At 70.3% G+C, this 24580-nt stretch carries 21 protein-coding genes; 16 read left to right on the forward strand and 5 right to left on the reverse strand.

Features of this window, described 5'->3' with window-relative positions:
• The first annotated feature begins 153 nt into the window (after positions 1 to 153).
• The 5 genes from IFT51_RS10750 to guaA all read left to right on the forward strand — a co-directional run bounded on the left by IFT51_RS10750 (position 154) and on the right by guaA (position 5205).
• Positions 154 to 684, forward strand: coding sequence for a cation:proton antiporter regulatory subunit (locus tag IFT51_RS10750; RefSeq protein ID WP_192061069.1), 531 nt, complete (start codon positions 154 to 156; stop codon positions 682 to 684).
• 5 nt (positions 685 to 689) lie between these two features.
• Entirely contained in the window at positions 690 to 2207 is a 1518-nt protein-coding gene (locus IFT51_RS10755) for a cation:proton antiporter (protein WP_192061070.1), read from the forward strand.
• Between the two features lie 59 nt (positions 2208 to 2266).
• Complete coding sequence (locus tag IFT51_RS10760) at positions 2267 to 3094, forward strand: SURF1 family protein (RefSeq protein ID WP_192061071.1); 828 nt, start codon at positions 2267 to 2269, stop codon at positions 3092 to 3094.
• Positions 3095 to 3157: 63 nt separating this feature from the next.
• Positions 3158 to 3622 (forward strand): DUF3817 domain-containing protein, encoded by a 465-nt coding sequence (locus tag IFT51_RS10765; protein ID WP_192061072.1) that lies wholly within the window; start codon positions 3158 to 3160, stop codon positions 3620 to 3622.
• Positions 3619 to 5205 (forward strand): glutamine-hydrolyzing GMP synthase, encoded by a 1587-nt coding sequence (gene guaA, locus IFT51_RS10770; RefSeq protein WP_192061073.1) that lies wholly within the window; start codon positions 3619 to 3621, stop codon positions 5203 to 5205. Before IFT51_RS10765 ends, guaA begins: the two co-directional genes overlap by 4 nt.
• A 298-nt stretch (positions 5206 to 5503) precedes the next feature.
• Here the strand turns inward: guaA and IFT51_RS10775 are convergent, their stop codons facing one another.
• Positions 5504 to 6349, reverse strand: coding sequence for a Bax inhibitor-1/YccA family protein (locus IFT51_RS10775; RefSeq protein ID WP_192061074.1), 846 nt, complete (start codon positions 6347 to 6349; stop codon positions 5504 to 5506).
• Positions 6350 to 6555: 206 nt separating this feature from the next.
• Between IFT51_RS10775 and IFT51_RS10780 the strand changes: the two genes are divergently transcribed.
• Both IFT51_RS10780 and IFT51_RS10785 read left to right on the forward strand, forming a co-directional pair.
• A complete protein-coding gene (locus IFT51_RS10780; protein ID WP_371740759.1) occupies positions 6556 to 7542 on the forward strand; it encodes a glycerophosphodiester phosphodiesterase family protein in 987 nt (328 codons plus the stop codon).
• Between the two features lie 103 nt (positions 7543 to 7645).
• Positions 7646 to 10084 carry an ATP-dependent helicase gene (locus IFT51_RS10785; protein WP_192061076.1) on the forward strand — a complete coding sequence of 813 codons (2439 nt, stop codon included), beginning with the start codon at positions 7646 to 7648 and terminating at the stop codon, positions 10082 to 10084.
• Here the strand turns inward: IFT51_RS10785 and IFT51_RS15625 are convergent.
• A complete protein-coding gene (locus tag IFT51_RS15625; protein WP_192061077.1) occupies positions 10071 to 10910 on the reverse strand; it encodes an FHA domain-containing protein in 840 nt (279 codons plus the stop codon). The two genes, IFT51_RS10785 and IFT51_RS15625, sit on opposite strands and share 14 nt — an antisense overlap.
• A 100-nt stretch (positions 10911 to 11010) precedes the next feature.
• Here IFT51_RS15625 and IFT51_RS10795 point away from each other — a divergent pair, with 100 nt between their 5' ends.
• The 7 genes from IFT51_RS10795 (at position 11011) to IFT51_RS10825 (ending at position 19219) form a co-directional block, all read left to right on the forward strand.
• Entirely contained in the window at positions 11011 to 11304 is a 294-nt protein-coding gene (locus tag IFT51_RS10795) for a WXG100 family type VII secretion target (RefSeq protein WP_192061078.1), read from the forward strand.
• 67 nt (positions 11305 to 11371) lie between these two features.
• The gene (locus IFT51_RS10800; RefSeq protein WP_192061079.1) at positions 11372 to 11665 is read left to right on the forward strand and encodes a hypothetical protein; all 294 of its coding nucleotides are present in this window, start codon (positions 11372 to 11374) and stop codon (positions 11663 to 11665) included.
• The gene (locus tag IFT51_RS10805) at positions 11665 to 12903 is read left to right on the forward strand and encodes a putative T7SS-secreted protein (protein ID WP_192061080.1); all 1239 of its coding nucleotides are present in this window, start codon (positions 11665 to 11667) and stop codon (positions 12901 to 12903) included. The genes IFT51_RS10800 and IFT51_RS10805 overlap by 1 nt, the downstream gene beginning before the upstream one ends.
• 137 nt (positions 12904 to 13040) lie before the next feature.
• Positions 13041 to 13424, forward strand: a complete 384-nt coding sequence (locus tag IFT51_RS10810; RefSeq protein WP_192061081.1) for a hypothetical protein — start codon at positions 13041 to 13043, stop codon at positions 13422 to 13424.
• Positions 13421 to 14086: a hypothetical protein gene (locus tag IFT51_RS10815; RefSeq protein ID WP_192061082.1), complete on the forward strand. Its 666-nt coding sequence runs from the start codon at positions 13421 to 13423 to the stop codon at positions 14084 to 14086. Before IFT51_RS10810 ends, IFT51_RS10815 begins: the two co-directional genes overlap by 4 nt.
• Before the next feature lie 46 nt (positions 14087 to 14132).
• Entirely contained in the window at positions 14133 to 14726 is a 594-nt protein-coding gene (locus IFT51_RS10820; RefSeq protein WP_192061083.1) for a hypothetical protein, read from the forward strand.
• Positions 14727 to 14803: 77 nt separating this feature from the next.
• Positions 14804 to 19219 carry an FtsK/SpoIIIE domain-containing protein gene (locus IFT51_RS10825; protein WP_192061084.1) on the forward strand — a complete coding sequence of 1472 codons (4416 nt, stop codon included), beginning with the start codon at positions 14804 to 14806 and terminating at the stop codon, positions 19217 to 19219.
• Between the two features lie 85 nt (positions 19220 to 19304).
• Here the strand turns inward: IFT51_RS10825 and IFT51_RS10830 are convergent, their stop codons facing one another.
• The 3 genes from IFT51_RS10830 to IFT51_RS10840 form a co-directional block, all read right to left on the reverse strand.
• Positions 19305 to 21272, reverse strand: a complete 1968-nt coding sequence (locus tag IFT51_RS10830) for a thioester domain-containing protein (RefSeq protein ID WP_192061085.1) — start codon at positions 21270 to 21272, stop codon at positions 19305 to 19307.
• 169 nt (positions 21273 to 21441) lie between these two features.
• Positions 21442 to 21675, reverse strand: coding sequence for a hypothetical protein (locus IFT51_RS10835; RefSeq protein WP_192061086.1), 234 nt, complete (start codon positions 21673 to 21675; stop codon positions 21442 to 21444).
• A 44-nt stretch (positions 21676 to 21719) separates the two neighbouring features.
• Positions 21720 to 22130: an ester cyclase gene (locus IFT51_RS10840; RefSeq protein ID WP_192061087.1), complete on the reverse strand. Its 411-nt coding sequence runs from the start codon at positions 22128 to 22130 to the stop codon at positions 21720 to 21722.
• Positions 22131 to 22369: 239 nt separating this feature from the next.
• Between IFT51_RS10840 and sucC the strand changes: the two genes are divergently transcribed.
• Both sucC and sucD read left to right on the forward strand, forming a co-directional pair.
• Positions 22370 to 23533, forward strand: coding sequence for an ADP-forming succinate--CoA ligase subunit beta (gene sucC / locus IFT51_RS10845; RefSeq protein WP_192061088.1), 1164 nt, complete (start codon positions 22370 to 22372; stop codon positions 23531 to 23533).
• Between the two features lie 15 nt (positions 23534 to 23548).
• Complete coding sequence (gene sucD / locus IFT51_RS10850; RefSeq protein WP_192061089.1) at positions 23549 to 24436, forward strand: succinate--CoA ligase subunit alpha; 888 nt, start codon at positions 23549 to 23551, stop codon at positions 24434 to 24436.
• Positions 24437 to 24580: the final 144 nt, after the last annotated feature.

Raw genomic sequence — 24580 nt, forward strand, 5'->3', positions numbered from 1 at the left:
GCGGCGACGGGACGACCGCCGCCGCGCCTCCTCGGTCACCCGGGAACAAACCCCGTGGGCATGCCGTTGCACCCGCCGTGAGCAGCCCGGCCTCGGCGTCGTCACCCGACGCTAGGCTGAGACGACTGCCCCCGAGTGCACTGGAGACGAACCATGGTTGACGTGCGTCGAGTCAAGCTCCCCGGCGTCGGGGTGCTGCACACCTTCATCACGGACGACGGCGGCAAGTGCGGCGTCATCACGCACCGCTCGGGTCACAGCGACCTCATCACGTTCAGCGACGAGGCCGACGCGGCCGACGTCACGAAGGTGTCCCTCCGTCTGAGTGAAGACGAGGCCCACACCCTGGCCGAGCTGCTGGGCGGCACGCGCATCACCGAGTCGCTCTCGGCGCTCGATCAGATCCCGGGTCTCAGCATCGACTGGTTCACGGTCGACTACGACGACCACATCGCCGGGCAGCCCCTCGGCGATCTCGGCGCCCGGGGCGTGGTCGGCCTCACGGTCGTCGCCGTCGTGCGCGGCGACGCCGCCAACCCCGCGCCGTCGGGCGACTTCAAGGTGTTCCCCGGCGACACGCTCGTGGTCGCGGGTTCCCCTGAGAAGGTCGCGAAGGCGTTCTCGTACTACCGCACGGGTGAACTCAAGCACCGGTCGCCGGTCGACGCTCCTCCCGGGGGCTGACGCCCGTGCACCTGGGTGAAGAGCTGATCGTCCTCGGCATCCTCCTGCTGCTCGCGTACGTCCTGGGCAGGGCCGGCAAGCTGATCGGCCTCCCGTCGATCCCGGTGTACATGCTGGTCGGTCTGCTGGCCAGCACGAACACGGGGTGGTTCCCGCTCAGCTTCGAGACCGACAGCATCGAGCTGATCGCGATCTTCGGGCTGATCCTGCTGCTGTTCAACCTCGGTCTCGAGTTCGACCAGGACGAGTTCTTCTCGAACGCGGGGCGGCTGATCGTCTCGGGCGGCAGCTACATCCTCGTCAACATGGGCGTCGGGCTCGTCTTCGGCTTCATGCTGGGCTGGGGCACCCGCGAGGCCCTGATCATCGCCGGAATGACGGCGACGTCGTCGAGCGCGATCGTCACGAAGCTGCTGATCGAGCTCAACCGGCTGGCGAACCGCGAGACGCCGATGATCCTCGGTGTGACGGTCGTCGAAGACATCTTCATCGCGATCTACCTCGCCGTGGTGTCGGTCGTGCTGAGCGGCGAGACGGACCCGCTGCCGGTGATCCTCAAGCTCGTCGTCGCCTTCGCGTTCCTGGTGATCATGTTCTCGATCGCGCGCTGGGGCGGCAAGGTCGTCTCGCGGCTGATGCGCACCAAAGACGACGAGCTCTTCACCGTGCTGTTCTTCGGTCTCGCCGTCCTGTTCGGCGGCCTCGGCGAGGTGCTGGGCGTCACCGATGCCATCGGCGCGTTCCTGATCGGTCTGATCGCCGGGGCGACCCGCTACCGCAACCGCATCGAGCAGTTCGCCCTGCCGATGCGCGACGTCTTCGGCGCCTTCTTCTTCTTGAACTTCGGGCTCGGGCTCGACCCCGCGCTCTTCCCGACGGTGCTCGGGCCCGTGGCGATCGCGATCGGAATCACCGTCGGCCTCAACATCCTCGCCGGGCAGTTCGTCGCGTGGCTCAACAAGCTCGGGCCGCAGGCCGGCATCAACACGGCGGCGATCCTGCAGAACCGCGGCGAGTTCGCGCTCATCCTGGCGACCCTCTCGATGGGGGCGGGCCTCGACGAACGCCTGCAGCCGTTCGCCGGCCTCTACGTCCTGGTCATGGCCGTCGTCGGTCCGCTCCTCGCGTCGAACTCGGAGCGCATCGGCGGAGTCCTGCTCCGCTCGCGCAAGCGCGCCGAGCGCGAGGAGATCGAGCGTCGGCGCCGCGAGAAGGCAGCCCGCGGCACGGACGAGATAGCCCTGATGGAGGCGGCGCTCGCCGATCCGGACGCCGCCGAGTCGGTCGATGGCGCACCCGAGACCGAGCCCGAGCGCGTGCGGCGCCTCGGCCCCGGGGTGACGACCGCCGAGGGTGCGGCCGGGCGCCCGGGCGGCCCCGCCGGTCGCCCCGGCGGCACCGCGGACGACGACGACCTCGACGACCTCGACGAGATGGACGCCGCCGAGGCCGCGCTCTGGGCCGAGCAGGCCGGCCAGCAGTCCGACCAGCGGGCGACCCGGCAGCGCGACCCCGAGTACTGAGCCGCCGCGCGCCCGCGCACCCAGCGGGGTCACCGGCGGCCGACGGTACGATGCCGTTCGTGAGCCGCACCGACGAACGTCCCCTGACGACCGGTCCCGACGGCTCGCCTCTGCCCGAGAGCATGTGGCAGGTGGCCCGTCGCGGTCGCTGGATCGCGATGCTCGCGCTGTCGCTGGTCATCTCCGGCATCTTCGCCTGGCTCGGCCACTGGCAGCTCGAGCGCAGCATCGAGAGCGGTCAGGTCGCCAACCCGGAGACCGAGACGGTCAAGGTGCTGTCCGACGTGACCGAGCCGCAGACCCCGTTCTACGACAGGGTCGGCGGTCAGATGGTCAGCGTGACCGGCGAATTCGCGCCCGACGACTTCCGCGTCGTCTCCGACCGCGTCAACGACGGCGATCTCGGCTACTGGCTGATCGGACGCTTCGTCGACGACGCGAACGGGGCGTCTGCGGCGGTGGCGCTCGGCTGGTCGGCCGACGAGTCCGACGCGACCGAGGCCGAGGCCGACGTGCCCGTGGGCACCGAGCTGACGCTGACGGGTCGGTACTCGCCGAGCGAGGCTCCCTCCGACGGCGACTTCGAGAACGGCCGCGAGACGGTCGTCTCGGTCGCGAGTCTCGTCAACGAGTGGGGCGACTTCGACGGCTCCGTCTACGGCGGCTACGTCGTGGCGGCCGACAGCTGGGGCGAGCTCGAGCAGATCAGCTCGCCGGCACCGGACTCCGACGTGTCGCTGAACTGGCTCAACATCTTCTACGCCATCGAGTGGGTCGTGTTCGCCGGCTTCGCCATCTTCCTCTGGTTCCGTCTCGTGCGCGACGCCTACGAGCGCGAGATCGACGAGGCCGAAGAGGCCCGCCTCGAGGCCGACGCGACCTCCTGACCCACCCGGCCCGCGCCTCCTCGGCGACTCTCGGGCCGGTCGCCCCCGAGTAGAATCGACGCCATGCCTCCCAAGCCCCGGCAACGCGACATCCCGAAGATCCCGGGTGCGGTCAAGTTCTACCGCGTCTCGGCGTACATCACCGGTGTGATGCTCCTGCTGCTCATCTTCGAGATGGTGTTCAAGTACACGCCCCTCCAGCTCGAGATGCAGCTCGGCGGCGAGGGCGGGTTCCTGGTGCCCGAGGGCTCCATCACGACCGGGTTCAACCTGTCGACGGCGATCCTCATCGCCCACGGCTGGCTCTACGTCGTCTACCTCTTCGCCGACTTCCGTCTCTGGAGCCTGATGCGGTGGCCGTTCTCGCGGTTCCTCATCATCGCGCTCGGCGGCGTCGTGCCCCTGCTCTCGTTCTTCGTCGAGAGCCACATGACCAAGCTGGCGCTGCGTGAGCACGCCGCTCTCGTCGCCGACAAGGCGGCCAGGCCCGATCAGACCACCCCGAAGCCCCAGGGAGCATCCGCGTGACAGAAGCCACCGAGACCGCCCAGAGCCCCGTGCTCGTCGTCGACTTCGGTGCGCAGTACGCGCAGCTGATCGCCCGACGCGTGCGCGAGGCCAACGTCTACTCCGAGATCGTGCCGCACACGATCACCGCCGCCGAGATCGCGGCGAAGAACCCCGTGGGCATCGTCCTGAGCGGTGGCCCGTCGAGCGTGTACGAAGAGGGCGCACCGGGTCTCGACCCCGCGATCCTCGACCTCGACGTGCCCGTGCTGGGCATCTGCTACGGGTTCCAGGCCATGGCGAAGGCGCTCGGCGGCGAGGTCTCGCAGACGGGTCAGCGCGAGTACGGCGCGACCGACGTCACCCTCGTGCCGGGCGAGAGCACGCTGCTCTCGGGTCAGCCGCTCGAGCAGACCACGTGGATGAGCCACGGCGACTCGGTCTCGAAGGCCCCCGAGGGCTTCGACGTGCTCGCCTCGAGCGCCTCGACCCCGGTCGCGGCGTTCTCCAGCGACGCCCGCAAGCTCTACGGCGTGCAGTGGCACCCCGAGGTCAAGCACTCGTCGTTCGGTCAGGCCGTGCTCGAGAACTTCCTGCACCGGGCCGCGGGCATCCCCGCCGACTGGAACAGCGGCAACGTCATCGCCGAGCAGATCGAGCGCATCCGTGCGCAGGTCGGCACCTCGCGCGTCATCTGCGGGCTGTCGGGCGGGGTCGACTCGGCCGTGGCCGCGGCGATCGTGCACGAGGCCGTCGGCGACCAGCTGATCTGCGTGTTCGTCGACCACGGTCTGCTCCGTGCCGACGAGCGTCGTCAGGTCGAAGAGGATTACGTCGCCTCGACCGGTGTGCGTCTCGTCACGGTCGACGCCGAGCAGCAGTTCCTCGACGCGCTGGCCGGGGTCACCGACCCCGAGCAGAAGCGCAAGATCATCGGCCGCGAGTTCATCCGCAGCTTCGAGGGCGCGGCCGAGGCGCTCGTGCTCGAGGCGGCGGCCGAGGGCGAGTCCGACGTGAAGTTCCTCGTGCAGGGCACGCTCTACCCCGACGTGGTCGAGAGCGGTGGAGGCACGGGTACGGCCAACATCAAGAGTCACCACAACGTCGGCGGCCTCCCCGAAGACCTGCAGTTCGAGCTCGTCGAGCCGCTGCGCACGCTGTTCAAAGACGAGGTCCGCGCCATCGGCCGCGAGCTCGGTCTGCCCGAGGTCATCGTCGGTCGCCAGCCGTTCCCCGGGCCCGGTCTCGGCATCCGCATCGTCGGCGAGGTGACGCACGAGCGTCTCGAGCTGCTCCGCGCAGCCGATGCGATCGCCCGCGCCGAGCTGACCGCCGCCGGCCTGGATGACGAGATCTGGCAGTGCCCCGTGGTGCTGCTCGCCGACGTCCGCTCGGTGGGCGTGCAGGGCGACGGCCGCACCTACGGTCACCCGATCGTGCTGCGCCCCGTGTCGTCCGAAGACGCGATGACGGCCGACTGGACCCGCCTGCCGTACGACGTGCTGGCCCGCATCTCGAACCGCATCACGAACGAGGTCGACGGGGTCAACCGCGTCGTGCTCGACGTCACGTCGAAGCCGCCGGGCACCATCGAGTGGGAGTGACGCGCGACGTCGCTCTCGTGGTCTGACCGGTCGAGTCGACCGGCCCGGAGACGCCCCTCGCGTTCGCGTGAGGGGCGTCTTCCGTGTCGCCCCGTGGCGCGTCCCGTGCCGGGGCGGGCGTGCCGCTCTGCTCGAATGGTCAGGAGATGCTCTTCGAGGGCCCCGGAAGGACATCTTCTGACCACTCGATCACGGGGGTGAGCGCCACACGCGAGCCCCGCGCGTACGCGCACGACGCACGCGAAAGCGGGGCCCGTTCCTCTCGGAACGAGCCCCGCCGTGGGTGCAGCCGTGTCGCCTAGTCGTTGCCCCGCAGGATCGCGAGCATGCGCAGGATCTCGACGTAGAGCCAGATCACGGTCATGACGATGCCGAAGGCGGCCGACCAGCCGTAGATGCGCGGGGCGCCGCGCTCGACGCCCGTCTTGATCTGGTCGAAGTCGAGCACCAGCGAGTACGCGGCCATCAGGATGACGACGATGCCGATGAGGAACCCGATCGGGATGCCGAAGATCTCGCCGCCGCGGAGACCCCACGGGTTGTTGTTCGCACCGAAGGCCATGAGACCGAGGTTGAGCAGCGAGAAGAGGCCGTAGCTGACCATTCCGATCATGAAGATCTTGGTGGCGCGCTTCGACGCGCGCACCTTGCCGCTCTTGAAGAGCAGCAGGGTGACGGTGAACACGGCGGCCGTGCCGAGCAGCGCCTGGGTGACGATGCCGTCGAACTGGTTCTCGAAGATCACCGAGATGCCACCGACGAAGAGACCCTGGGCGGCCGAGTAGGCGAGCACGAGACCGGCCGACGGCTTCTTCTTGAAGATGTTGACCAGCGCGAGCACGAAGCCGGCGATGGCGCCGACGATCGCGAGCGCCGGGACGAACCAGCCCACTGCGGCGCCGACGAGCACGACCGCGAAGGCGAGGAGCGTCTTCGTGATGGTGTCTTCGTAGGTCATGCGGTCGGTCTGCGACGGGCCGGCCGAGGGCTGCGTGTAGAGGTTCTGCAGCTGCTCGGCGGTCATGCCGTCGTACTCGACGGGGCGCTGGCCAGCAGCGGCGCCGGCCTGCTGCTGCCGGATCACGGCAGCGCCCTTCTCAGAGAAGGCCGGCGACTGACTGAAGCCGGGATTCGAGAATGCCATCAGGATCCTTGTCTTGGTGATCGTGTCGGCCGCCGAGGGACTCGTCGACCGTTGGTCAACCGTAACGGTTGGTTTGTCTCGGATGGCTGGGGATACGCCTGATGAGAGCCGTATTCGCGCCGAGCGAACATGCAGTTCGTGCACCGTTCACGCGGCGGCGGTCGGAAGCGACCGGGACGTCGAGGGAGGCGCGCTACCGTGGCCGCGTGACCCCCGTCCCGCTCGTCATCGCCCACCGCGGAGCCAGCGGCTACCGCCCCGAGCACTCCGAGGCCGCGTACCGCCTGGCCGTCGAGCTCGGAGCCGATGCGATCGAGCCCGACATCGTGGCCAGTCGCGACGGAGTGCTCGTCCTCCGGCACGAGAACGAGATCTCGGGCACGACCGACGTCGCCGACCGCCCCGAGTTCGCGGATCGCCGCACGACGAAGCGCATCGAGGGCGCCGACGTCACGGGCTGGTTCACCGAGGATCTCACCTGGGCCGAGCTCTCGACCCTGACCGTGCGCGAGCGGCTGCCCGAGTTGCGTCCGCGCAGCGCCGAGCACGACGGGACGGGAGGCATGCTCCGCCTGCCCGATCTGCTGCGCCTCCTCGATGCCGCCGGCCGGCCGGTCGGGCTGGTCGCCGAGATCAAGCACGCCGCCTACTTCGAGTCGATCGGGCTGCCGCTCGACGCCCTCGTGGCCGATGAGCTGCAGGCGGCGGGCTGGGCGAGCGACGAGCGCCTCACGATCGAGAGCTTCGAGCGGACCGTGCTCGACCAGGTGCGGGCCCGGGGCGTCGGCGCGCGCTACGTCTACCTGCTCGAGAAGCGCGGGGCGGCGGCCGACCTCGTCGCGAGTCTGGGCTCGGCCGCGCCGACCTACGCCGAGCAGCTCGACGAGCCGTCGCTCGCGGGCCTCGCCGCCGACGGCCTGCACGGCATCAGCCTCGACAAGACGACCCTGATCGACGCCGACGGGACGACCGACCCGCGGGTCGTCGACCGGGCGCACGCCGCGGGGCTGCAGGTCTTCGCCTGGACGCTGCGGGCCGAGAACGCGTTCCTGTCGAAGGCGCACCGGGGTCCGGGCGGGCGTGCGGCCCAGGGGCACCACGCCGACGAGTTCCGCGCCCTGATGACCCTCGGTCTCGACGGGGTCTTCGCCGACCAGCCCGAGCTCGCGATCGCCGTCCGCGACGCACTCTGAGCGGCCGACCGACGCCGGGGAGCCGAGGAGGCGCGGTGCCCGTCCACCTGCACCGCACCTCCTCGGCCCCACTGTCGGTGGCCCCGTTTAGACTGACCCGGACATGACGATCGTGCTCGACCCCTCAGACCCCACCGGTGCCGCCGGCGACCCCTTGACGGCCGGGCTCAACCCCCAGCAGAAAGAGGCGGTCGAGTACCGCGGGCAGTCGCTGCTGATCGTGGCCGGCGCGGGCTCGGGCAAGACGAGCGTGCTGACCCGCCGCATCGCCGGGCTGATCGCGTCGCGCGAGGCCTGGCCGAGTCAGATCCTCGCCATCACGTTCACCAACAAGGCCGCGGCCGAGATGCGCGAGCGCGTCGCCCACCTGGTCGGGCAGGCCGGCGAGGGCATGTGGATCTCGACGTTCCACTCGGCGTGCGTGCGCATCCTGCGGCGCGAGGCCGAGCAGTTCGGCTTCACGAAGTCGTTCACGATCTACGACTCGGCCGACTCGCGGGCCCTGCTCAAGCGCATCCTCAAGCAGCTCGACGCCGACACCCTCGGGTTCACCGTCAGCCAGGCGTCCGGTAAGATCTCGAAGCTGAAGAACGAGCTGACCGACGTCGAGACCTACGCGCGCCAGGTCAACGCGGGCGACCCGCAAGACGTCATGTTCCTCGAGATCTTCCGCCAGTACACCCGCGAGCTGCAGCGGGCGAACGCCTTCGACTTCGACGACCTCATCGCGCAGACGGTGTTCCTGTTCCGGGCGTTCCCGCACGTGGCGGCGACGTATCAGCGTCGGTTCCGGCACATCCTGGTCGACGAGTACCAAGACACGAACCACGCCCAGTACGCGCTGATCCGCGAGCTGACCCGGCCGGTCGATCCCGAGCTGGTCGACGAGCTCGAGCGCGGCGGGCAGTTCGTGCAGACGATGCGCGACGGCAGCGGGCGGATCCCCGGGGCGTCGTTGACGGTGGTCGGCGACAGCGACCAGTCGATCTACGCGTTCCGCGGCGCCGACATCCGCAACATCGTCGAGTTCGAGCGCGACTTCCCCAACTCGAAGGTCATCCTGCTCGAGCAGAACTACCGCTCGACCCAGAACATCCTCGACGCGGCGAACGCCGTCATCGCCAACAACTTCGACCGTCAGGCCAAGAGCCTGTTCACCACGGTGGGGGCGGGTGAGAAGATCGTCGGCTTCACCGGGTACACCGGTCACGACGAGGCGCAGTTCGTCGCCGACGAGATCGCGGCGCTGCACGAGGCGGGCACGGCCTACAAAGACGTCGCCGTGTTCTACCGCACCAACTCGCAGACGCGAGCGCTCGAAGAGATCTTCATCCGATCGGCCATCCCCTACCGGGTGCTCGGCGGCACGAAGTTCTACGAGCGCGCCGAGATCAAAGACGCGATGGCGTACCTGATCTCGGTCGCGAACCCCGCCGATCCGATGGCGCTGCGTCGCATCATGAACGTGCCCAAGCGCGGCATCGGTCCGGCGACCGAGACCGCGTTGCAGCGGTGGGCCGACACGAACGCGGCCGAGGCTCCGACTCCGCTCCGCGACGCGATGCGCAACGCCGACCAGCTCGGGCTCGGCCCGAAGGTCACCGGGGCGATCCGCGGGCTGGCGACCCTGCTCGACGAGGTGCAGAAGACCGCGGCGACGGCCCCGGTGCACGAGATCCTCACGGCGCTCATCGAGGGCAGCGGTCTGGTCGAGGTGCTGCGCGCCTCCCGCGACCCGCAAGACGAGGCCCGGGCCGAGAACATCGACGAGCTCGTGGCGGTCACGAAAGAGTTCCAGAAGAACAACCCCGACGGCACGCTGCTCGACTTCCTCACCGAGGTCACCCTCGTCGCGGCGGCCGACGACCTCGACGACACGAGCGGCACGGTGTCGCTGATGACGCTGCACACCGCGAAGGGGCTCGAGTACGAGGCGGTGTTCCTCACCGGTGTCGAAGAGGACCTCCTGCCGCACCGCATGTCGGCGAGCGAGCCGGGCGGGCCGGCCGAAGAGCGGCGTCTGTTCTACGTGGGCATCACGCGGGCGCGGCAGAAGCTGTTCATCTCGCTGGCGATGACCCGCGCGCAGTTCGGCGAGGTCAACGTGGCGATGCCGTCGCGTTATCTGCAAGAGATCCCCGCCGAGCTCATCGACTGGAAGCAGTCGCCCGGCATGGCGAACGGTCGCGGCGGCACGCAGCCGCGGGCGCTCAATGCGCGACGCGAGGGTGCAGGCGGCGGGGGCGGTCTCGGGGGCACGCCCCGCGCTTCCGGCGGGTACGGCGGCGGCAGCTACGACCGGGCGACGGCTGCCTCGAAGACGAAGCCGAAGACCGAGTGGGCCAATCGGGTGACGGGCACGGTGCGCGACAACGGTGACCTCGAGCTCGAGACGGGCGACCGCATCTCGCACATCGACTTCGGCGAGGGTCGCGTCATGGCGGTCACCGGGGTCGGCGCTCGCCGAATCGCCGAGGTGCTGTTCGACTCGGCGGGCCGCAAGAAGCTGCTGATCAAGGTCGCGCCGATCACGAAGGTCTGATCACCGCCGAGTCCGCCGACCCTCGGGTCGAGGTCTGGGGCAGAGGGCCGGGCGGTCGGCGGACGACACGGATGCGGTGCTCGCCCAGCACGAGCACATCGCGACTGACGATCTTCACCGGCACCGCCGGGATCAGCGCCGACACGCTCTCGCCGCCCCGCTCGACGAGCGTGCCGTTGCCCGAGTCGAGGTCCTCCGCCCAGACCGACCCGTCGGGGCGGGCCATGACGCGGAGGTGGCGACGGGAGATCGATCGCGTCGGGTCGTCGATCGCGACCAGTTCGTCGCCGGTCGCCGTGTCGGTCGCCGGCTGAGAGGCGTGGTCGGTCTCCGGCTGGGTCGGGTGGCCCGTCGTCGGGTCGCCCGGAGTCGGGTCCATCGCGGCCGCGGGGTGCGTCTGCGACTGGATCGTCGAGCCTGCCGAGGAGGTGCGGGTCGCCCCCGTCGGACGCCTCCCGATCACGATCGGTCGCCCTCCGATCTGCACCCGCGAGCCGTCGGGCAGCTCGAGGTCGAGGTGGCGGGGGCGGAGCAGCGTCGTGTCGAGGTCGTCGACGGGGTGACGGGCGGCTGTGCTCGTCGCGAACGCGGGCGCGGGCGCGGGCGCGGCCGCGGTGGCGGTGGCGGGTGCCGCTGCCGGCGCGGTGTAGGGGATCTGGGCGAGGCCCGGCATCGCCGTCGTCTCCGGCGGTAGGTAGGGCAATCGGACGACCCGCGAGAGCAGGCCCTGCTCGCGCAGTCGTGCCGCGCTCTCGGGGGTGAGGAGGTCGGGCGGCGCTACCGGGGATCTTCTGCTCTTCTTGTTCTTCCCTCGACCGGGTCGCACTCGAGACTCCTCTGTGGAAAACAAAACGGTCTACTTACCCTATGTGACATATTGGAGTCCGTCGCCCAGCCGGGGCGGCTCCGACCGAGAGAGATCACTCATGGCAAACGTCACCGTCACCTACGACGACCTCCGTACCCAGTCCACGCAGCTCCGCAACGGCCAGCGGGCCATCGAAGACCAGCTCGGGCAGCTCAAGTCGCAGATCGCGAACCTCGTCTCGTCGGGCTACGTGACCGACAAGTCGTCCAAGGCGTTCGACTCGACCTACTCCGAGTTCACGACCGGCGCGACGACGACGATCGCGGCGCTCGAGGGTCTGGCCGGGTTCCTCGAGAGCGCCGCCAACGCCCTCGAGAGCACCGACGCGCAGCTCGCCAGCAGCCTGGGCTGACCCGACCGACCACCCCGTGGCCGCCCCGACACGACCGGGGCGGCCACTCTGACGAGAGGAGACCGGTATGGGGCGATCGACCCTGACGGTTCGCGGGAGTTCGCTCGAGGCTCTGTTCTCGACGCTGACCGTGATCAAGAGAGAGCTCGAGGCGGCAGACGGTTCGGCGGACGAGGCCGCCGACGCCTGCGGGCACGCGGGCCTCGCAGAACGCGTGAGGTTGTTCTCAACCGAATGGAACGATGTGAGGCGCGGCCTCTCCGAGTCGCTCGGCGACCTCGGGCGTGCGGCCGGGGCGTTGGCCGACGGCTTCTCCGAGGTCGAGAACCAGCTGGCCGGCCAGCTGGCGGGGCGCCGCTGATGTCGGGCGAGTTGTGGGCGATGCCTGTGGCGCCGGTGTCGGGCGATGCGGGCCGGGTCGTGATGATGGCCGACCGGTTCGGATCGACGGCCGAGTCGATCCGGTCGGCGGCACGGTCGCTGCGGGCGCTGGACGACGGCGGGTCGTCGAGTGACGCGGTCGATGCGTTCTTGGCGAAGGCGGGCGTGCTCGCCGAGCAGATGGGTCGTGCGGAGGGGCGCTACAAGGCCGCGGGTGATGCTCTGGTGGCCTATGCGCGGGTGCTGTCCGTGGCGCAGGAGTCCGCGGATCGTGCTCTCCGTCAGTACGAGTCCGCGGTCGACGACCACGAGGTCAATCATCGACAGGCGGAGAGATTCCGCGGGGAGGCGATGCTCGAGCCCGACGAGCTGTCGAAGCAGTGGTTGGAAGACCAAGAGCGGCTGCACCGGTCGAGAAGCGACGACGCGAGGAGGCGCGTGATCGATCTGGGGCGGGTGGTCGACGAGGCGCATGCCGAGGTCGCGGCAGCGGCGACCGTCGCGATCTCGCGTTTCGACGGCGTGAGCGGCGACGGTCTGCGCGACTCGGTCTTCGACGACATCGGCGGCGCCGTCGGCGTCGCCTACGACGGCTTCCAGACCTGGATGGAAGACAACGACGCCTGGATCTCGGACGTAATCGACGTCGTGGGTGTGATCGGATTCGCGCTCATGGCCATCGCGCCACTGATTCCTGGCGTCAACGTGCTGGTTGCGGTAGCAGCAGCTCTCGTCCTCGTCATCACGCTCGCCAAGGCTGTGGCGGGCACCGGTACTTGGGGCGAGGTCGCGATCGCTCTCTTCTCGGTGGTTGCATTCGGCGCAGGTGCCGTACTGGGCAAAGGTGTGACGCAGAGCGCGAATGCCCTCAAGGCGTCGCGGATGAGTCAACTTCGAGCGAGCGGAGTGGATGCCCCATTGGCCAGTACCTGGGTCGCGCGCATGTGGGCGCGTGCCGAACCCGGCTCAATGAACAGCAGCCTCGTGCGCGCATTCGGAGACCCGGTTGTGGCACAAGTGTCGAGGTTCATCAGACCCTCGAGAGTTCCTGGAATAGTCGACGATCCCGTAGTCATTGCCGCGATCACTTCGAAGCTCAAGATCATGCGCGGCTGGCAGATCGCAGACATCGGTGTCGTCACCACTGATCGTTTCGGGGCTTTCGACTTCCTGAAGCACGGTCTCCGTCCTCGCTCTATCGAGGGAGGCTCCTGGTGAGGAGGCGCTATTCACTCGCATTCGATTCGCGGGAACTTCCTTCAAGATGGGTTCCTTTTCAGATCATCCTGTACTTCGCGACCCCGAGTTCCGTAGTTCTCACACAGGGGATCTACCTTTCCTACCTTCTCATCTCCGTGAAGTGGAAGCTTGATGGTAGGCGGCCGGACGGTCTGCGATACTTCGAGTCATCCCCTGATTGGCCTCCCTTTATCCTCCCGGGATGGATCTATCTGCTGCCCACGGCGTTGATCGTGATCAGTCTTCTTCTGCTATTCATCGGTCCCAAGGACGGGCCGATCAATGCGCATCCGGTCCTGATGCCTTCTCTGTGGGCAGCTAGCGCCGCCGCGTTGGTGCACTATTCGATGTTGTTCGACTATGCGGAGGGGTGGCCGACTTACGTCGTCTACTTCGCGGCGGTCATGGGGGCGTGCTCCGTGGTCGGGTTCGCGGCGGCGGTGGTCCGCAGCGTGCGGGAACGGGCCGAGCGGCGGCGTGAACAGGCGGTCGAGGCATGAGCCGGACGTTCGTGCATCGCTCGGTGAGTGGCGCGGCGCGGTCGTATTCGCTCGTTCTGCCGGCGGGATTCGTCCATGTGGGCGGGTCGTGGTCAGCCGACACGGCTCTCGCCGAGGTCGTCGGTCAGCTCGGGCTGGTCGGTGACGACGAGCGCGACTTCCGAAGGCAGGCTCGCCCGATCCTCGACGGCATCCCCTCGACGCAGAGCGGCTTGCGGCTGCTCGACAGCTACGTCCTCGCAGGCACCTGGCCGGGCACCCGCATCTCGGCCACCATCACATGCGGGGTTGCGGACGTGCCCGCCGGCACCGACCCCGATGACACGCTGATGGCGCAGGCCGCCAGACACGGCGGATCGATCACAGCGGTCGCCGGCGAACCGGCCGTCTTCTGGACTGACGGCGGCGACGTGGTCGCGCCACCGCGCGTCGACAGACCCGTCGCAGTCCTGCGCCGCAGGACGACGCTCAGCCGCATCCACGGCCTCGCCTCGCATCTCTTCGTCGTCGTCGCCACCGTGGGCAGCGACGATCACGAGGCCGCCGAAAACCCCGACGGGAGCATCGCAGATGCCCTCTCCGACCTCCTGGCGGCGGTCGTCGAGAGCATCCGGTGGCGCGACGAAGCCGGCAGCACCATCACCGACCGGGCCACAGCGTGACCAGCACGCCGCACCCCCTGACTCACGACCCGCAAGGAGAACCGGGATGACCGACGTCGACACCTACGACGACACCCACGATGTGCTCATGGGGTACGACCCCTCGCTCTGGGTCGCCCTGCCACAGGGCTGGCCCTTCCAGGAGCATGCGACAGCCCAGTCGTGGGTCGACGCCACGCTCCACGACATTCGAGGGAGATCCGCTTCAGTGACCCGTTCCGGCCTCAAGCACCTGCGCCGGGTCCTCGAGCATCTGGCGCAGATCCCTCGCGAGGGCGAATCGCACTATCTGTTCGCCCCGACGATCGACGAGCTGGCCGGGCCGCTCCGGGTGCAGTACGGATTCTGCGACGGAGAACGGGAGACCATGTTGCGGCAACTCGTGCTCGAGACCGATCTGGACCAGATCGAGCCGCCCGACCTCGAAGCCTTCTCGACTCCCGACCTCGGTGACGGATGGCGCGGAGTCCGGTTCGCCGAGCATGAGGGCGCACTCGAGGCGGCCGTCGTGTACTCGTTCCGTGTCGAGCCCTACGACCTCCGCGTCAGCCTCCACATCGGACCTCCCGAGCAGACCAGCACGCTCGTCCCGTTCAGCGACGACTTCGTCCAGGGCATCAGCGTGGTGCCCGCCCAGTGAGGATCAGCGCCACCGTCAGACACGAACCGTCTCAGCAGACCGCCGACTTCGTCTGGGAGGCGGAGCCAGGCACCACCTTGGCCGCGATCGTCGGGCATGCCGCGAGCCACCTCGGCGTCCACGCGGCCGAAACGCAGCACATCCACGTCGACGGAGAGTCGATCGACCCGCGCCGCACCGTCGAGGAGGGTGCGATCGTCGACGGCGCGGTCATCAGCTTCGGAGCGCCGCCGAGCGTCCCGCGGGTACCGGACGACCTGCCCACCGTCCGCATCGTGGGTGGACCGGGGGCGGGCACGGTCTTCGTCGTCGACCCCGGCGTCGTCGTGATCGGGCGGGGCAGCGGGTCGACGGTCGTCCTCGACGACCCTCTCGTGCCTCCTCTCGCGGCCGCCTTGACACTCGACGGGGCGGGGCGCTTCAGCATCGCGCCGGCCCTGGCGGCGGAAGACGGTTCGAGCACGACCGCCGACGACGAGACGCGGTCCGCAGCCGACCGCCCGTCGGTGACAGGCGCCGGCGACTCGACCGGCGCCGAGACCGACGGGCTCGCGTCCGTGTACGTCGACCGGCGTCGGATCACTGCACCCACCGACCTCGACGAGAACAGCATCGTGACGATCGGCGCGACCCTGCTCGCGGTGTCGGGAGCGGGAGGCGCCCGTGCGGCCACCAGCCCGACCGACGGCGGCGGATACGTCGACTACGCCCGGCCACCGCGACTGCTGCCGGACGACCCGCCGACGGTGTTCCGCTACCCGCCAGAACCACAGCCCCCGGCACGTCGCCCGCTCCCCATCGTCGCCGCCATCGCGCCCCTGATCATGGCCGTGGTCATGGTGCGCCTCTTCGGCAATCTCGGTTTCCTGGCCTTCGGGCTCATGTCGCCGGTCGTGCTCGTCGGCAACTACCTCTACGACCGCCGGAACGGCCGCACCTCGCATCGACGTCGACTCGCCGAGCACGAGGCGACGAAGGCCGCGATCGCGGACGACGCCTCCGCCGCCGTCCGACAGGTCGAGGCCCACCGGCGGCTCACCGCGCCCGACCCGGCGACGGTCCTCGACATCGCCATCCGTCGCCGCTCCCGGCTGTGGGAGAGGCGACGCGGTCACGCCGACCACCTCGCCCTCCGGGTCGGAACCGCCGACATGCCCTCCGGCGTCACTGTCGAGGACCCGGCCGAGCTGGAGCACCGGCGGATCGTGTCGCGACCGGCCCTCGACGTGCCCGTGAGCATCGCACTCGGCGAGCACGGGGTCGTCGGCCTCGCCGGACGACCCGACGACACCCGCTCACTCGCCACCTGGTTCGTCGCCCAGCTCGCCGTGCTGCAGAGCCCCCGCGACGTCGAGATCGTCGTGCTCACGGCCCCAGAGGGGCACGAGGCCTGGGCCTGGCTGCGGTGGGTGCCGCACGCGCGAACCGACCCGGGAGGAGACCGGGCCATCCGCCTCGCGGTCGAGTCGGCGGGTGTGGCACGCCGACTCGCCGACCTGGGCAAGCTCGTCGACGCCCGCCGCCGAGCCGAGCGGGAGGGCCCCGGTCGTCAGACCGTCGCCACCGGCCCCGACGTCGTCGTCATCATCGACGGCGCACGGCGGCTCCGCACCCTGCCCGGGCTCGTCCCCCTGCTCCGCGACGGACCGGCGGTGGGCATCCGCTCCATCTGCCTCGACGCCGACGCGCGGTCGCTGCCCGAGGAGTGCCTCGCCGTGGTCACCTGCTCTCCGACGGGCCACACGGTCGCCGTCGACCGCGCCCCCGTCGTCGAGCGTGTGCGCCCCGACCGTCTGCCGGTCGGATGGGCCGACGCCGTGGCCCGAGGCCTCGCCCCGCTGATCGACGTGGGGGACGAGGACGACGCGGCCGGTCTGCCCTCCCGATCGCGCCTCCTCGACGTCCTCGACCTGACCGAACCGACGGCGGCGAAGGTCCAGGCGAGGTGGAGCGCCCGAGCCCCCACGACCGAAGTCGTCGTCGGCCACGGGATCGACGGACGCTTCTCGTTCGACCTGCGCACCGACGGGCCGCACGGACTCGTGGCGGGGACGACCGGGTCGGGCAAGTCCGAGCTGCTGCAGAGCATCGTCGCGTCGCTCGCGTCGTCGAACACGCCCGACTCGATGACGTTCGTGCTCGTCGACTACAAGGGCGGTGCGGCCTTCCGGGACCTCGCGGCCCTGCCGCACACGGTCGGTCTGGTCACCGATCTCGACCCCCACCTCGTCGAACGGGCACTCGAGTCGCTCGGGGCCGAGCTGCTGCGACGAGAGCACCTGCTCGCCGAAGCCGGCGCGAAGGACATCGAAGACTACCTGGAGGTGCGAGACAGGCGCGCGCGACCCGTCGTGCTGCCGCGCCTGGTCATCGTGATCGACGAGTTCGCGAGCCTCGCCCGCGAGCTGCCGGAATTCGTCACGGGGCTCGTGAACATCGCCCAGCGGGGGCGCTCGCTCGGGGTGCACCTCATCCTCGCGACGCAGCGTCCGACGGGTGTCGTGACCGGCGACATCCGCGCCAACACCAACCTGCGGATCGCCCTCCGCGTGACCGACGACGCCGAGAGCACCGACGTCATCGACGCCCGGGACTCCGCCGGCATCTCGAAGTCGACCCCCGGGCGGGCATTCGCCCGACTCGGGGCCGGAGCCCTGCTGCCTTTCCAGGCCGGCCGCGTCGGCGGACGAGCCCCCGGAGCCGCGACGGTCTCGGACCGACCTCTCTGGGGCGCCGTCGTCGCCGAGTCGTCGATCGGCGGCCCGCTGCCGACACCCCCGCAGGAGGCGCGGGTCGTCGACGCGGACGAGACCGACCTCGTGCAGCTGGTCGCCGCCATCGCCGAGGCCGTCGAACGGCTCGGGCGCCCTGATCCGCACCGCCCCTGGCTCGACGCGCTGCCCGACACCATCACCCTCGACGAGATCCGCCGCGCACACGCCGTCGCTCCGACGGCCGGCGGTCGCCTCGCCGCGTTCCCGTTCGGTCTCGAGGACCACCCGTCGAGTCAAGCTCGCCGACCGGCCACGTTCGACCTCGAGCACGACGGCCACCTCTACATCGTCGGGGCACCGCGGACCGGCCGGTCGCAGGTGCTGAGGGCGCTCGCCGCCTCGGTCGCCTCCGGGTCGTCGGCCGCCGACGTGCATCTCTACGGTCTGGACTGCGGCAGTGGGGCGCTGCTCCCGATGCTGAAGCTGCCGCACGTCGGCGCGATCGTGCAACGCGCCGAGACCGAACGAGCCGCGCGCCTCCTCTCGCGGCTCGTCGGGGAGTGCCTCCGGCGACAGGAGGTCCTGGCGGACGGCGGGCACGCCGGCGTCGTCGAGCAGCGCCGGGCGGTCGAGCCGTCCGACCGGCTGCCGCACATCGTGCTGATGATCGACCGCTGGGAGGGCTTCGCCGGCGGGCTCGGGGATCTCGACGGCGGGAGGCTCACCGAGCAGGTCACGCAGCTGCTGCGGGAGGGGGCGAGCGCGGGGATCCATGTGATCGTCACCGGTGATCGTCAACTCGTCGCCGGACGGTTCTCCACCCTCGTCGACCGCAAGATCGTGCTCCGACTCTCGGACCCCTCCGACTACTCGCTCGCCGGTCTCGACATGCGACGGATGCCGGAGCGGATGCCCGACGGGAGAGGCGTCGTGGCCGGCACCGGGGTCGAGCTGCAGATCGCGCTCGTCGGTCGAGACCCGTCGGGGCAGGCCCAGGCCGACGACCTGACACGCATCGGTGCGGAGGCGACGAGCCGCGATGCGGCCTCGGGCTCGGGCCGACGACCGTTCCGCCTCGACAGGCTCGAGGGGCCGCTCCGTTACGACGACGCCATGAGTCGTCGTCGACACGGCTCGACCGCAGCCGACGGCGACGGCATGTTCGCGCTCGTCGGGGTCGGCGGTGACGATCTCGAGGCAGTCGGCCCCGATCTCGCGACGGGCGCGGGGACCTTCATGATCGGCGGTCCGAGCCGCAGCGGGCGCAGCACCCTGCTGCTGTCGGTGGTGCGGTCTCTGGTCGACGGCGGCGCGGAGGTCGTGGTCGTGGCGCCCAGGCCGTCGCCGCTCCGCGAGCTCGAGACCGGTCACCGGGTGCTCGCCGTCGTGACCGGGGCCCGCCCTCGGGAGGAGGAGCTGGCGTCGTGGTTCGACACCGCGCCTCCTCGGCGGGTGCTCGTCGTGGACGACGCCGAACTGCTCCGCGACGCGCCGGCTGCTGCCTGGCTGTCGTCGTTCGTCATGTCGTGCTCCGATCGGGGTCAGGGGCTGGTGGTTGCGGGGGCGTCGTCCGAGCTGGGGTCGGGGTTCTCCGGCTGGCTGGTCGACGTGAGACGGAACCGCTGCGGAGCCGTGCTCAGCCCGCAGCAGGCGGTGGACGGCGACGTGATCGGCGCGGCACTGCCGAAGAGCTCGCTCGCGGCTCGCCTGCGCCACGGTGTCGCCGTCGTGAACCTGGGCGCCGGCGAGCTGCTGCAGGTCCGGGTCCCGTGGGGATGACGGGTGAGCTGCGGCCGGAGTCGGAGCGTGAGGGCGGGGCGAGGGGCGGGCGGCCGGGCGCCCGCCCCTCGACCTCAGCAGGGTGTCATCGTCCGTCGTCCACCGTGGGGAGTCCATCGGGGTCGAGGGGCGACCGGGCCCGGCCACGCAGAGGGCCCGCGACGAGGGCGATCAGCACCAGGAGCAGTCCGGTGCCCACGACCCCCGCGGCGAGACCGGCGATCCGCACGCCGTCGGGGCCACCGGTGAAGGCCAGCTCCGTCTCGGGGGTCGGCTGCGGTTCGGGCTCGACGACGGCCGGGGTGACCGGCTCCTCGGGGACCTCGGGCACCTCGGGTGCGACGACCGAGACCATCTCCGACTCGTACACGAGGGAGTCCTCGAAGGCCGGGATGACCTGCAGGCCCGACTCGTCGGGCATCGAACCCGCCGAGGTGAGGACGAACACGTACGTCCCGGGTTCGTCGACCGACACGCACGGCGACTCGTGCCGACCGTCGCCGTCGATCGTCGTGACGACACGGCCCGCGATCAGAGTGGGGTCGAGGTCCGTCAACGGGCCGACGTCGTCTCCCTCGGACAGATCCTCCTCGATGGGGAACGGACCCACGAGGTACGACTCGACGTCGAAGGTCTCCACGGCGGGGTTCATCCCCGAGACGAGGAGCGCATCGCTCACGCAGGTGCCCGTGAGCACCTGCTGCGGACCGACGACCTCGGTGGCGATGGTCGGCGACCACGGGACGAGCGTCGTCTCGGTGGCCGCCCCGAAGACCGACCGCCACGGGCGCAGCCGGTCGCGCCCGGCGTCGGCCGGGGTGTCGGCCGGATCGATGGTCTCGACCCACGTGTAGTAGCCGCCCGAGGGCAGCTCGCAGCCCGGTGTGTCGTAGGTGCCCGGCCCGTCGGTGATGACGAGTTCGACCTCGCAGACCCGTGGCGCATCGTCCGGCCACTCGGCGCTCTCGACGACGGGCGCGGCGAAAGGGCCCATCAGCGTGCTGCGGACGGTGATGGGGACGGGCGCCCATCGACCGCCCGCGTCGTAGCGCCCCCATTCGGCGAGGAGGCCGTCGCCGGGTTCGACCGCGAGCGTCAGCTGGTCGGTCAGAACCGTGCCCGTCTCCGCGACCGCATCGCTCGTCATCGTGGACACGCGGGGCTGGAACGGCAGCGGCGACCTCGACTCGGTCGACGCTCTGCCCGCGGCGGCCACCGAGGTGCCGCCCGAGAAGAGGATCATCTGCGAGCCGACGGCGCTGCTGCCGACCGTCATGATCCGCCCGTAGGGGAGCCCGGTGAACTCCGCCTTCGCCTTCACCGTGACGACCGGGGTCGTGGCGGTCGTGCGGAACGCCAGCGTCTCGCCGTTGCGCGGGGTCGCCGTCGGCCGGCCGTCGGCGAAGACGGCGCCCTCGAGCGTGATCGTGCCGCGGTGCGTGGGCCCGAGCCTGGTCGGCCCTCCGGCCACCCGGTCGACGGTCAGGTCGCCACGGACGGAGCCCGTGCCGTCGTCACGCAGGTCGAGGGCCACCGTGCCGGCGACCGAGCGCGAGGCGGCGGCGGTCGCCTCGGCGAGCATCTCGTTCGCCCGCTGCAGCACCACGGGCCACTGGTCGTTCGCCCGCCCCGCGTAGTAGCGCTGGTCGTGCCCGTTGAGCCCCGTGATCGTCCAGACCGCCAACTGCCCCGCGGCCGCCGTGTTCGGGTCGCTCGTGCCGGCCCAGGTGCGTGCGATGTAGGCGAGGCGGGCGTGATCGGCGGTCGACACCCCGAAGACGTCGGCGCCCGTCTCGGTGACGTACTCGTTGCCGATCGGCGACGACTTGCCGGCCTCCAGGCAGAACGCCTGACGCCCGTCGGGCAGCCGGTAGGTGCCGAGCCACGAGGCCCGGTCGCCGTTCCACAGATGGCCGGTGCCCAGTCCGGTCGGGGTGATCGCCGAGGCGGGCAGGGCGCCGAGCAGCGTGGCGCCGAGGATGCTCAGCACCAGCAGGAGGGCGGTCGGAAGTCGTCTTCGTGGGGCCCGCGAGGGGGCGTTCGTGGATGTCATGGGACGACGATGACGGGAGGGGCGGGCGTGCCGTCACCGCGCCTCCTCGGCCTGTGGACCGCGACGGGGCGAGCCTCACGGGGGAGGGCGCGGGTGGGGAGGCTGTGGAACGACGGACGCCCCCGTCGCGCGATGGCGGCGGGGGCGTCCGATGGTTGAGGAGGTGTGCTCAGTCGGTCTCGTCGAGATCGATCTCCTCGTCGGCGAGATCGTTCTCGGCCGCGTCGGGCGATCCCTCGCGGGGTGCGCCGCCGGTCGGGCCGTCATTGCCCTCGCCGACGCCGGGGAAGACCGTCTCGCCGGCGACGGCGTCGTTGGTCGCGATCTGCTCGGACTCGGCGAACTCGTCGGCCTGGTCGTAGGGCTTCTCGCCGGAAGCCGCGGGGTTGCTGGTGTCGCTCATGATGGATCCTCTCGGGAGTTCGCGGGATGCGGGTGGGGCGGTGGTCAGGCGAGGCCGAGCTGCTGCTGCAGGCCCGCCTCGTCGGTGGCCCCCCAGCGCTCGACGAGCATGCCGTCGTCGTCGAAGCGGCCGACCTGGATGCCGCGGACGGTGAAGCTCCGGCCCGTCGGCTCGTGACCCTGGAACGGACCGGTGTGAGTGCCCGAGACCGTGAAGACGGCGGTGACGTGCTCGTCGTCGGCGACGAGGGTCTCCACCGCGAGGTCGACGTCGGGGAAGGCCGTGAAGAACTCGCCCCAGAAGGCCTTGATGCCCTCGACGCCGGCCGGTGCGCCCGGGGCGGGGTCGTGATCGACGACGTCGGCGTGGAATCCCTCACCGAGTCGATCGACCTGCCGCGCGGTGAGGATCTCGCCGATCAGCTCCTGGGTCTTGATGTTCTTCTCTTTCGCCATCGTCGGCTCCATTCCTGTCTTGTGTCTGGACTCCCGTCTACTCCTCCCCAGAGCGACGGACGGGCGGGTGCTCACAGGTCGCCCGACGGTTCACGTGCCCGTCAGGGCTCGGCGCTAGGCTGACCGGGGCCCGTCGCCACGACGTCGAGACCGTTCGACCAGGTGGTGACCGGCCTCCGCCGACACGTCGGCACGACCGAGCGAAGCAATGGCGCAGCGATGCGGATTGGAAGAACAGCGTGGATCTTTTCGAGTACCAGGCCAGAGACCTGTTCGAGCAGTACGGCGTGCCCGTGCTGCCCGGCATCACGGCCGACACCCCTGAGGAGGCGCGGGCCGCGTCCGAGAAGCTGGGCGGCGTGACCGTCGTCAAGGCGCAGGTCAAGGTGGGTGGCCGTGGCAAGGCCGGCGGCGTCAAGGTCGCCAAGACCCCCGACGAGGCCGAGGCCGCCGCGCGCGACATCCTCGGGCTCGACATCAAGGGCCACGTCGTCAAGCGGGTCATGATCGCCGGCGGCGCGCAGATCGCTCAGGAGTTCTACTTCTCGGTGCTGCTCGACCGGGCCAACCGCTCGTACCTGTCGCTCTGCAGCGTCGAGGGCGGCATGGAGATCGAGCAGCTCGCCGTCGAGAAGCCCGACGCGCTGGCCCGCATCGAGGTCGACCCCCGCTCGGGCATCGACCTGGCGAAGGCCACCGAGATCGCGAAGGCCGGCGGGTTCCCCGCCGAGCTGATCGAGAAGGTCGCCCCCGTGCTCGTCAAGCTCTATGCCGTCTACGAGGGCGAAGACGCGACCCTCGTCGAGGTGAACCCCCTCGTGCTCACCGAGCAGGGCGACATCGTCGCCCTCGACGGCAAGGTGTCGATCGACGAGAACGCCGACTTCCGTCACCCCGGTCATGCCGAGCTCGAAGACGCCGACGCCGCCGACCCCCTCGAGGCCAAAGCCAAGGCCGCCGGCCTCAACTACGTGAAGCTCGACGGCGAGGTCGGCATCATCGGCAACGGCGCCGGTCTCGTCATGTCGACCCTCGACGTCGTCGCCTACGCCGGCGAGGCGCACGGCGGCGTCAAGCCCGCGAACTTCCTCGACATCGGCGGCGGAGCGAGCGCCGAGGTCATGGCCGCGGGCCTCGACGTCATCCTCGGCGACGCCCAGGTCAAGAGCGTCTTCGTCAACGTCTTCGGCGGCATCACGGCCTGCGACGCGGTCGCCAACGGCATCGTCGCCGCCCTCGGCATCCTCGGCGACACGGCCACCAAGCCGCTCGTGGTCCGCCTGGACGGCAACAACGTCGACGAGGGTCGACGGATCCTGGCGGAGGCGGCGCACCCGCTGGTCACCGTCGTCGCGACCATGGACGAGGCGGCCGACAAGGCCGCCGAGCTGGCTTCGAAGTAAGGACTGAACAGAACAATGTCGATCTTCCTCAACAAAGACAGCAAGGTCATCGTCCAGGGCATCACCGGCGGTGAGGGCACGAAGCACACCGCTCTGATGCTCAAGGCCGGCACCCAGGTGGTCGGCGGGGTCAACGCCCGCAAGGCCGGCACCACCGTGACGCACGGCGACGTCGAGCTGCCCGTGTTCGGCACCGTGGCCGAGGCCGTCGCCGAGACCGGCGCCGACGTCTCGATCGTCTTCGTGCCCCCGGCCTTCGCCAAGGACGCCGTCGTGGAGGCCATCGAGGCCGCCGTGCCGCTCGTGGTCGTCATCACCGAGGGCATCCCCGTGCAAGACGCCGCCGAGTTCTGGGCGCTGGCGAAGTCGAAGGGCGGAGCGACCCGCATCATCGGACCGAACTGCCCCGGCATCATCACGCCCGGTGAGTCGCTCGTCGGCATCACCCCGGCCTCCATCTCGGGCGCAGGCCCCATCGGGCTCGTCTCGAAGTCGGGCACCCTGACGTACCAGATGATGTTCGAGCTGCGCGACCTGGGCTTCTCGACCGCCATCGGCATCGGCGGCGACCCCGTCATCGGCACGACGCACATCGACGCCCTCGAGGCGTTCGAGGCCGACCCCGACACGAAGGCGATCGTCATGATCGGCGAGATCGGCGGCGACGCCGAAGAGCGGGCGGCCGAGTACATCAAGGCGCACGTCACCAAGCCGGTCGTCGGCTACGTGGCCGGGTTCACCGCCCCGGAGGGAAAGACCATGGGTCACGCCGGCGCCATCGTGTCCGGCTCGGCTGGCACGGCTCAGGCGAAGAAGGAGGCCCTCGAGGCCGCCGGGGTCAAGGTCGGCAAGACGCCGAGCGAGACCGCCGCACTCCTGCGCGAGGTGTACGCGGCTCTGTAGGGCCGACCCGCGCCTCCTGAACGGGCGTGTCCGTCGAGACCGGGTGGTCGTCATGACCCGGAGTCGACGGACACGCCCGTTCGGCGTCCGGCCAGGGCGGACGCTCAGGGCGAGTCGCTCAGGGCGAGGCGCTCGGAGAGCGTC

Source organism: Frigoribacterium sp. CFBP 13712, from assembly GCF_014842255.1.
Lineage (GTDB): Bacteria > Actinomycetota > Actinomycetes > Actinomycetales > Microbacteriaceae > Frigoribacterium.

What these genes read in the sequence shown, in the direction of transcription:
- IFT51_RS10750 (WP_192061069.1), top strand. Translation starts at nt 154, where the DNA reads ATGGTTGACGTGCGTCGAGTCAAGCTCCCCGGCGTCGGGGTGCTGCAC.
- IFT51_RS10800 (WP_192061079.1), top strand. Translation starts at nt 11,372, where the DNA reads ATGGGGCGATCGACCCTGACGGTTCGCGGGAGTTCGCTCGAGGCTCTG.
- IFT51_RS10765 (WP_192061072.1), top strand. Translation starts at nt 3,158, where the DNA reads ATGCCTCCCAAGCCCCGGCAACGCGACATCCCGAAGATCCCGGGTGCG.
- IFT51_RS10815 (WP_192061082.1), top strand. Translation starts at nt 13,421, where the DNA reads ATGAGCCGGACGTTCGTGCATCGCTCGGTGAGTGGCGCGGCGCGGTCG.
- IFT51_RS10775 (WP_192061074.1), bottom strand. Translation starts at nt 6,349, where the DNA reads ATGGCATTCTCGAATCCCGGCTTCAGTCAGTCGCCGGCCTTCTCTGAG.
- IFT51_RS10805 (WP_192061080.1), top strand. Translation starts at nt 11,665, where the DNA reads ATGTCGGGCGAGTTGTGGGCGATGCCTGTGGCGCCGGTGTCGGGCGAT.
- IFT51_RS10785 (WP_192061076.1), top strand. Translation starts at nt 7,646, where the DNA reads ATGACGATCGTGCTCGACCCCTCAGACCCCACCGGTGCCGCCGGCGAC.
- IFT51_RS10840 (WP_192061087.1), bottom strand. Translation starts at nt 22,130, where the DNA reads ATGGCGAAAGAGAAGAACATCAAGACCCAGGAGCTGATCGGCGAGATC.
- IFT51_RS10830 (WP_192061085.1), bottom strand. Translation starts at nt 21,272, where the DNA reads ATGACATCCACGAACGCCCCCTCGCGGGCCCCACGAAGACGACTTCCG.
- IFT51_RS10820 (WP_192061083.1), top strand. Translation starts at nt 14,133, where the DNA reads ATGACCGACGTCGACACCTACGACGACACCCACGATGTGCTCATGGGG.
- sucD (WP_192061089.1), top strand. Translation starts at nt 23,549, where the DNA reads ATGTCGATCTTCCTCAACAAAGACAGCAAGGTCATCGTCCAGGGCATC.
- IFT51_RS10835 (WP_192061086.1), bottom strand. Translation starts at nt 21,675, where the DNA reads ATGAGCGACACCAGCAACCCCGCGGCTTCCGGCGAGAAGCCCTACGAC.
- IFT51_RS10795 (WP_192061078.1), top strand. Translation starts at nt 11,011, where the DNA reads ATGGCAAACGTCACCGTCACCTACGACGACCTCCGTACCCAGTCCACG.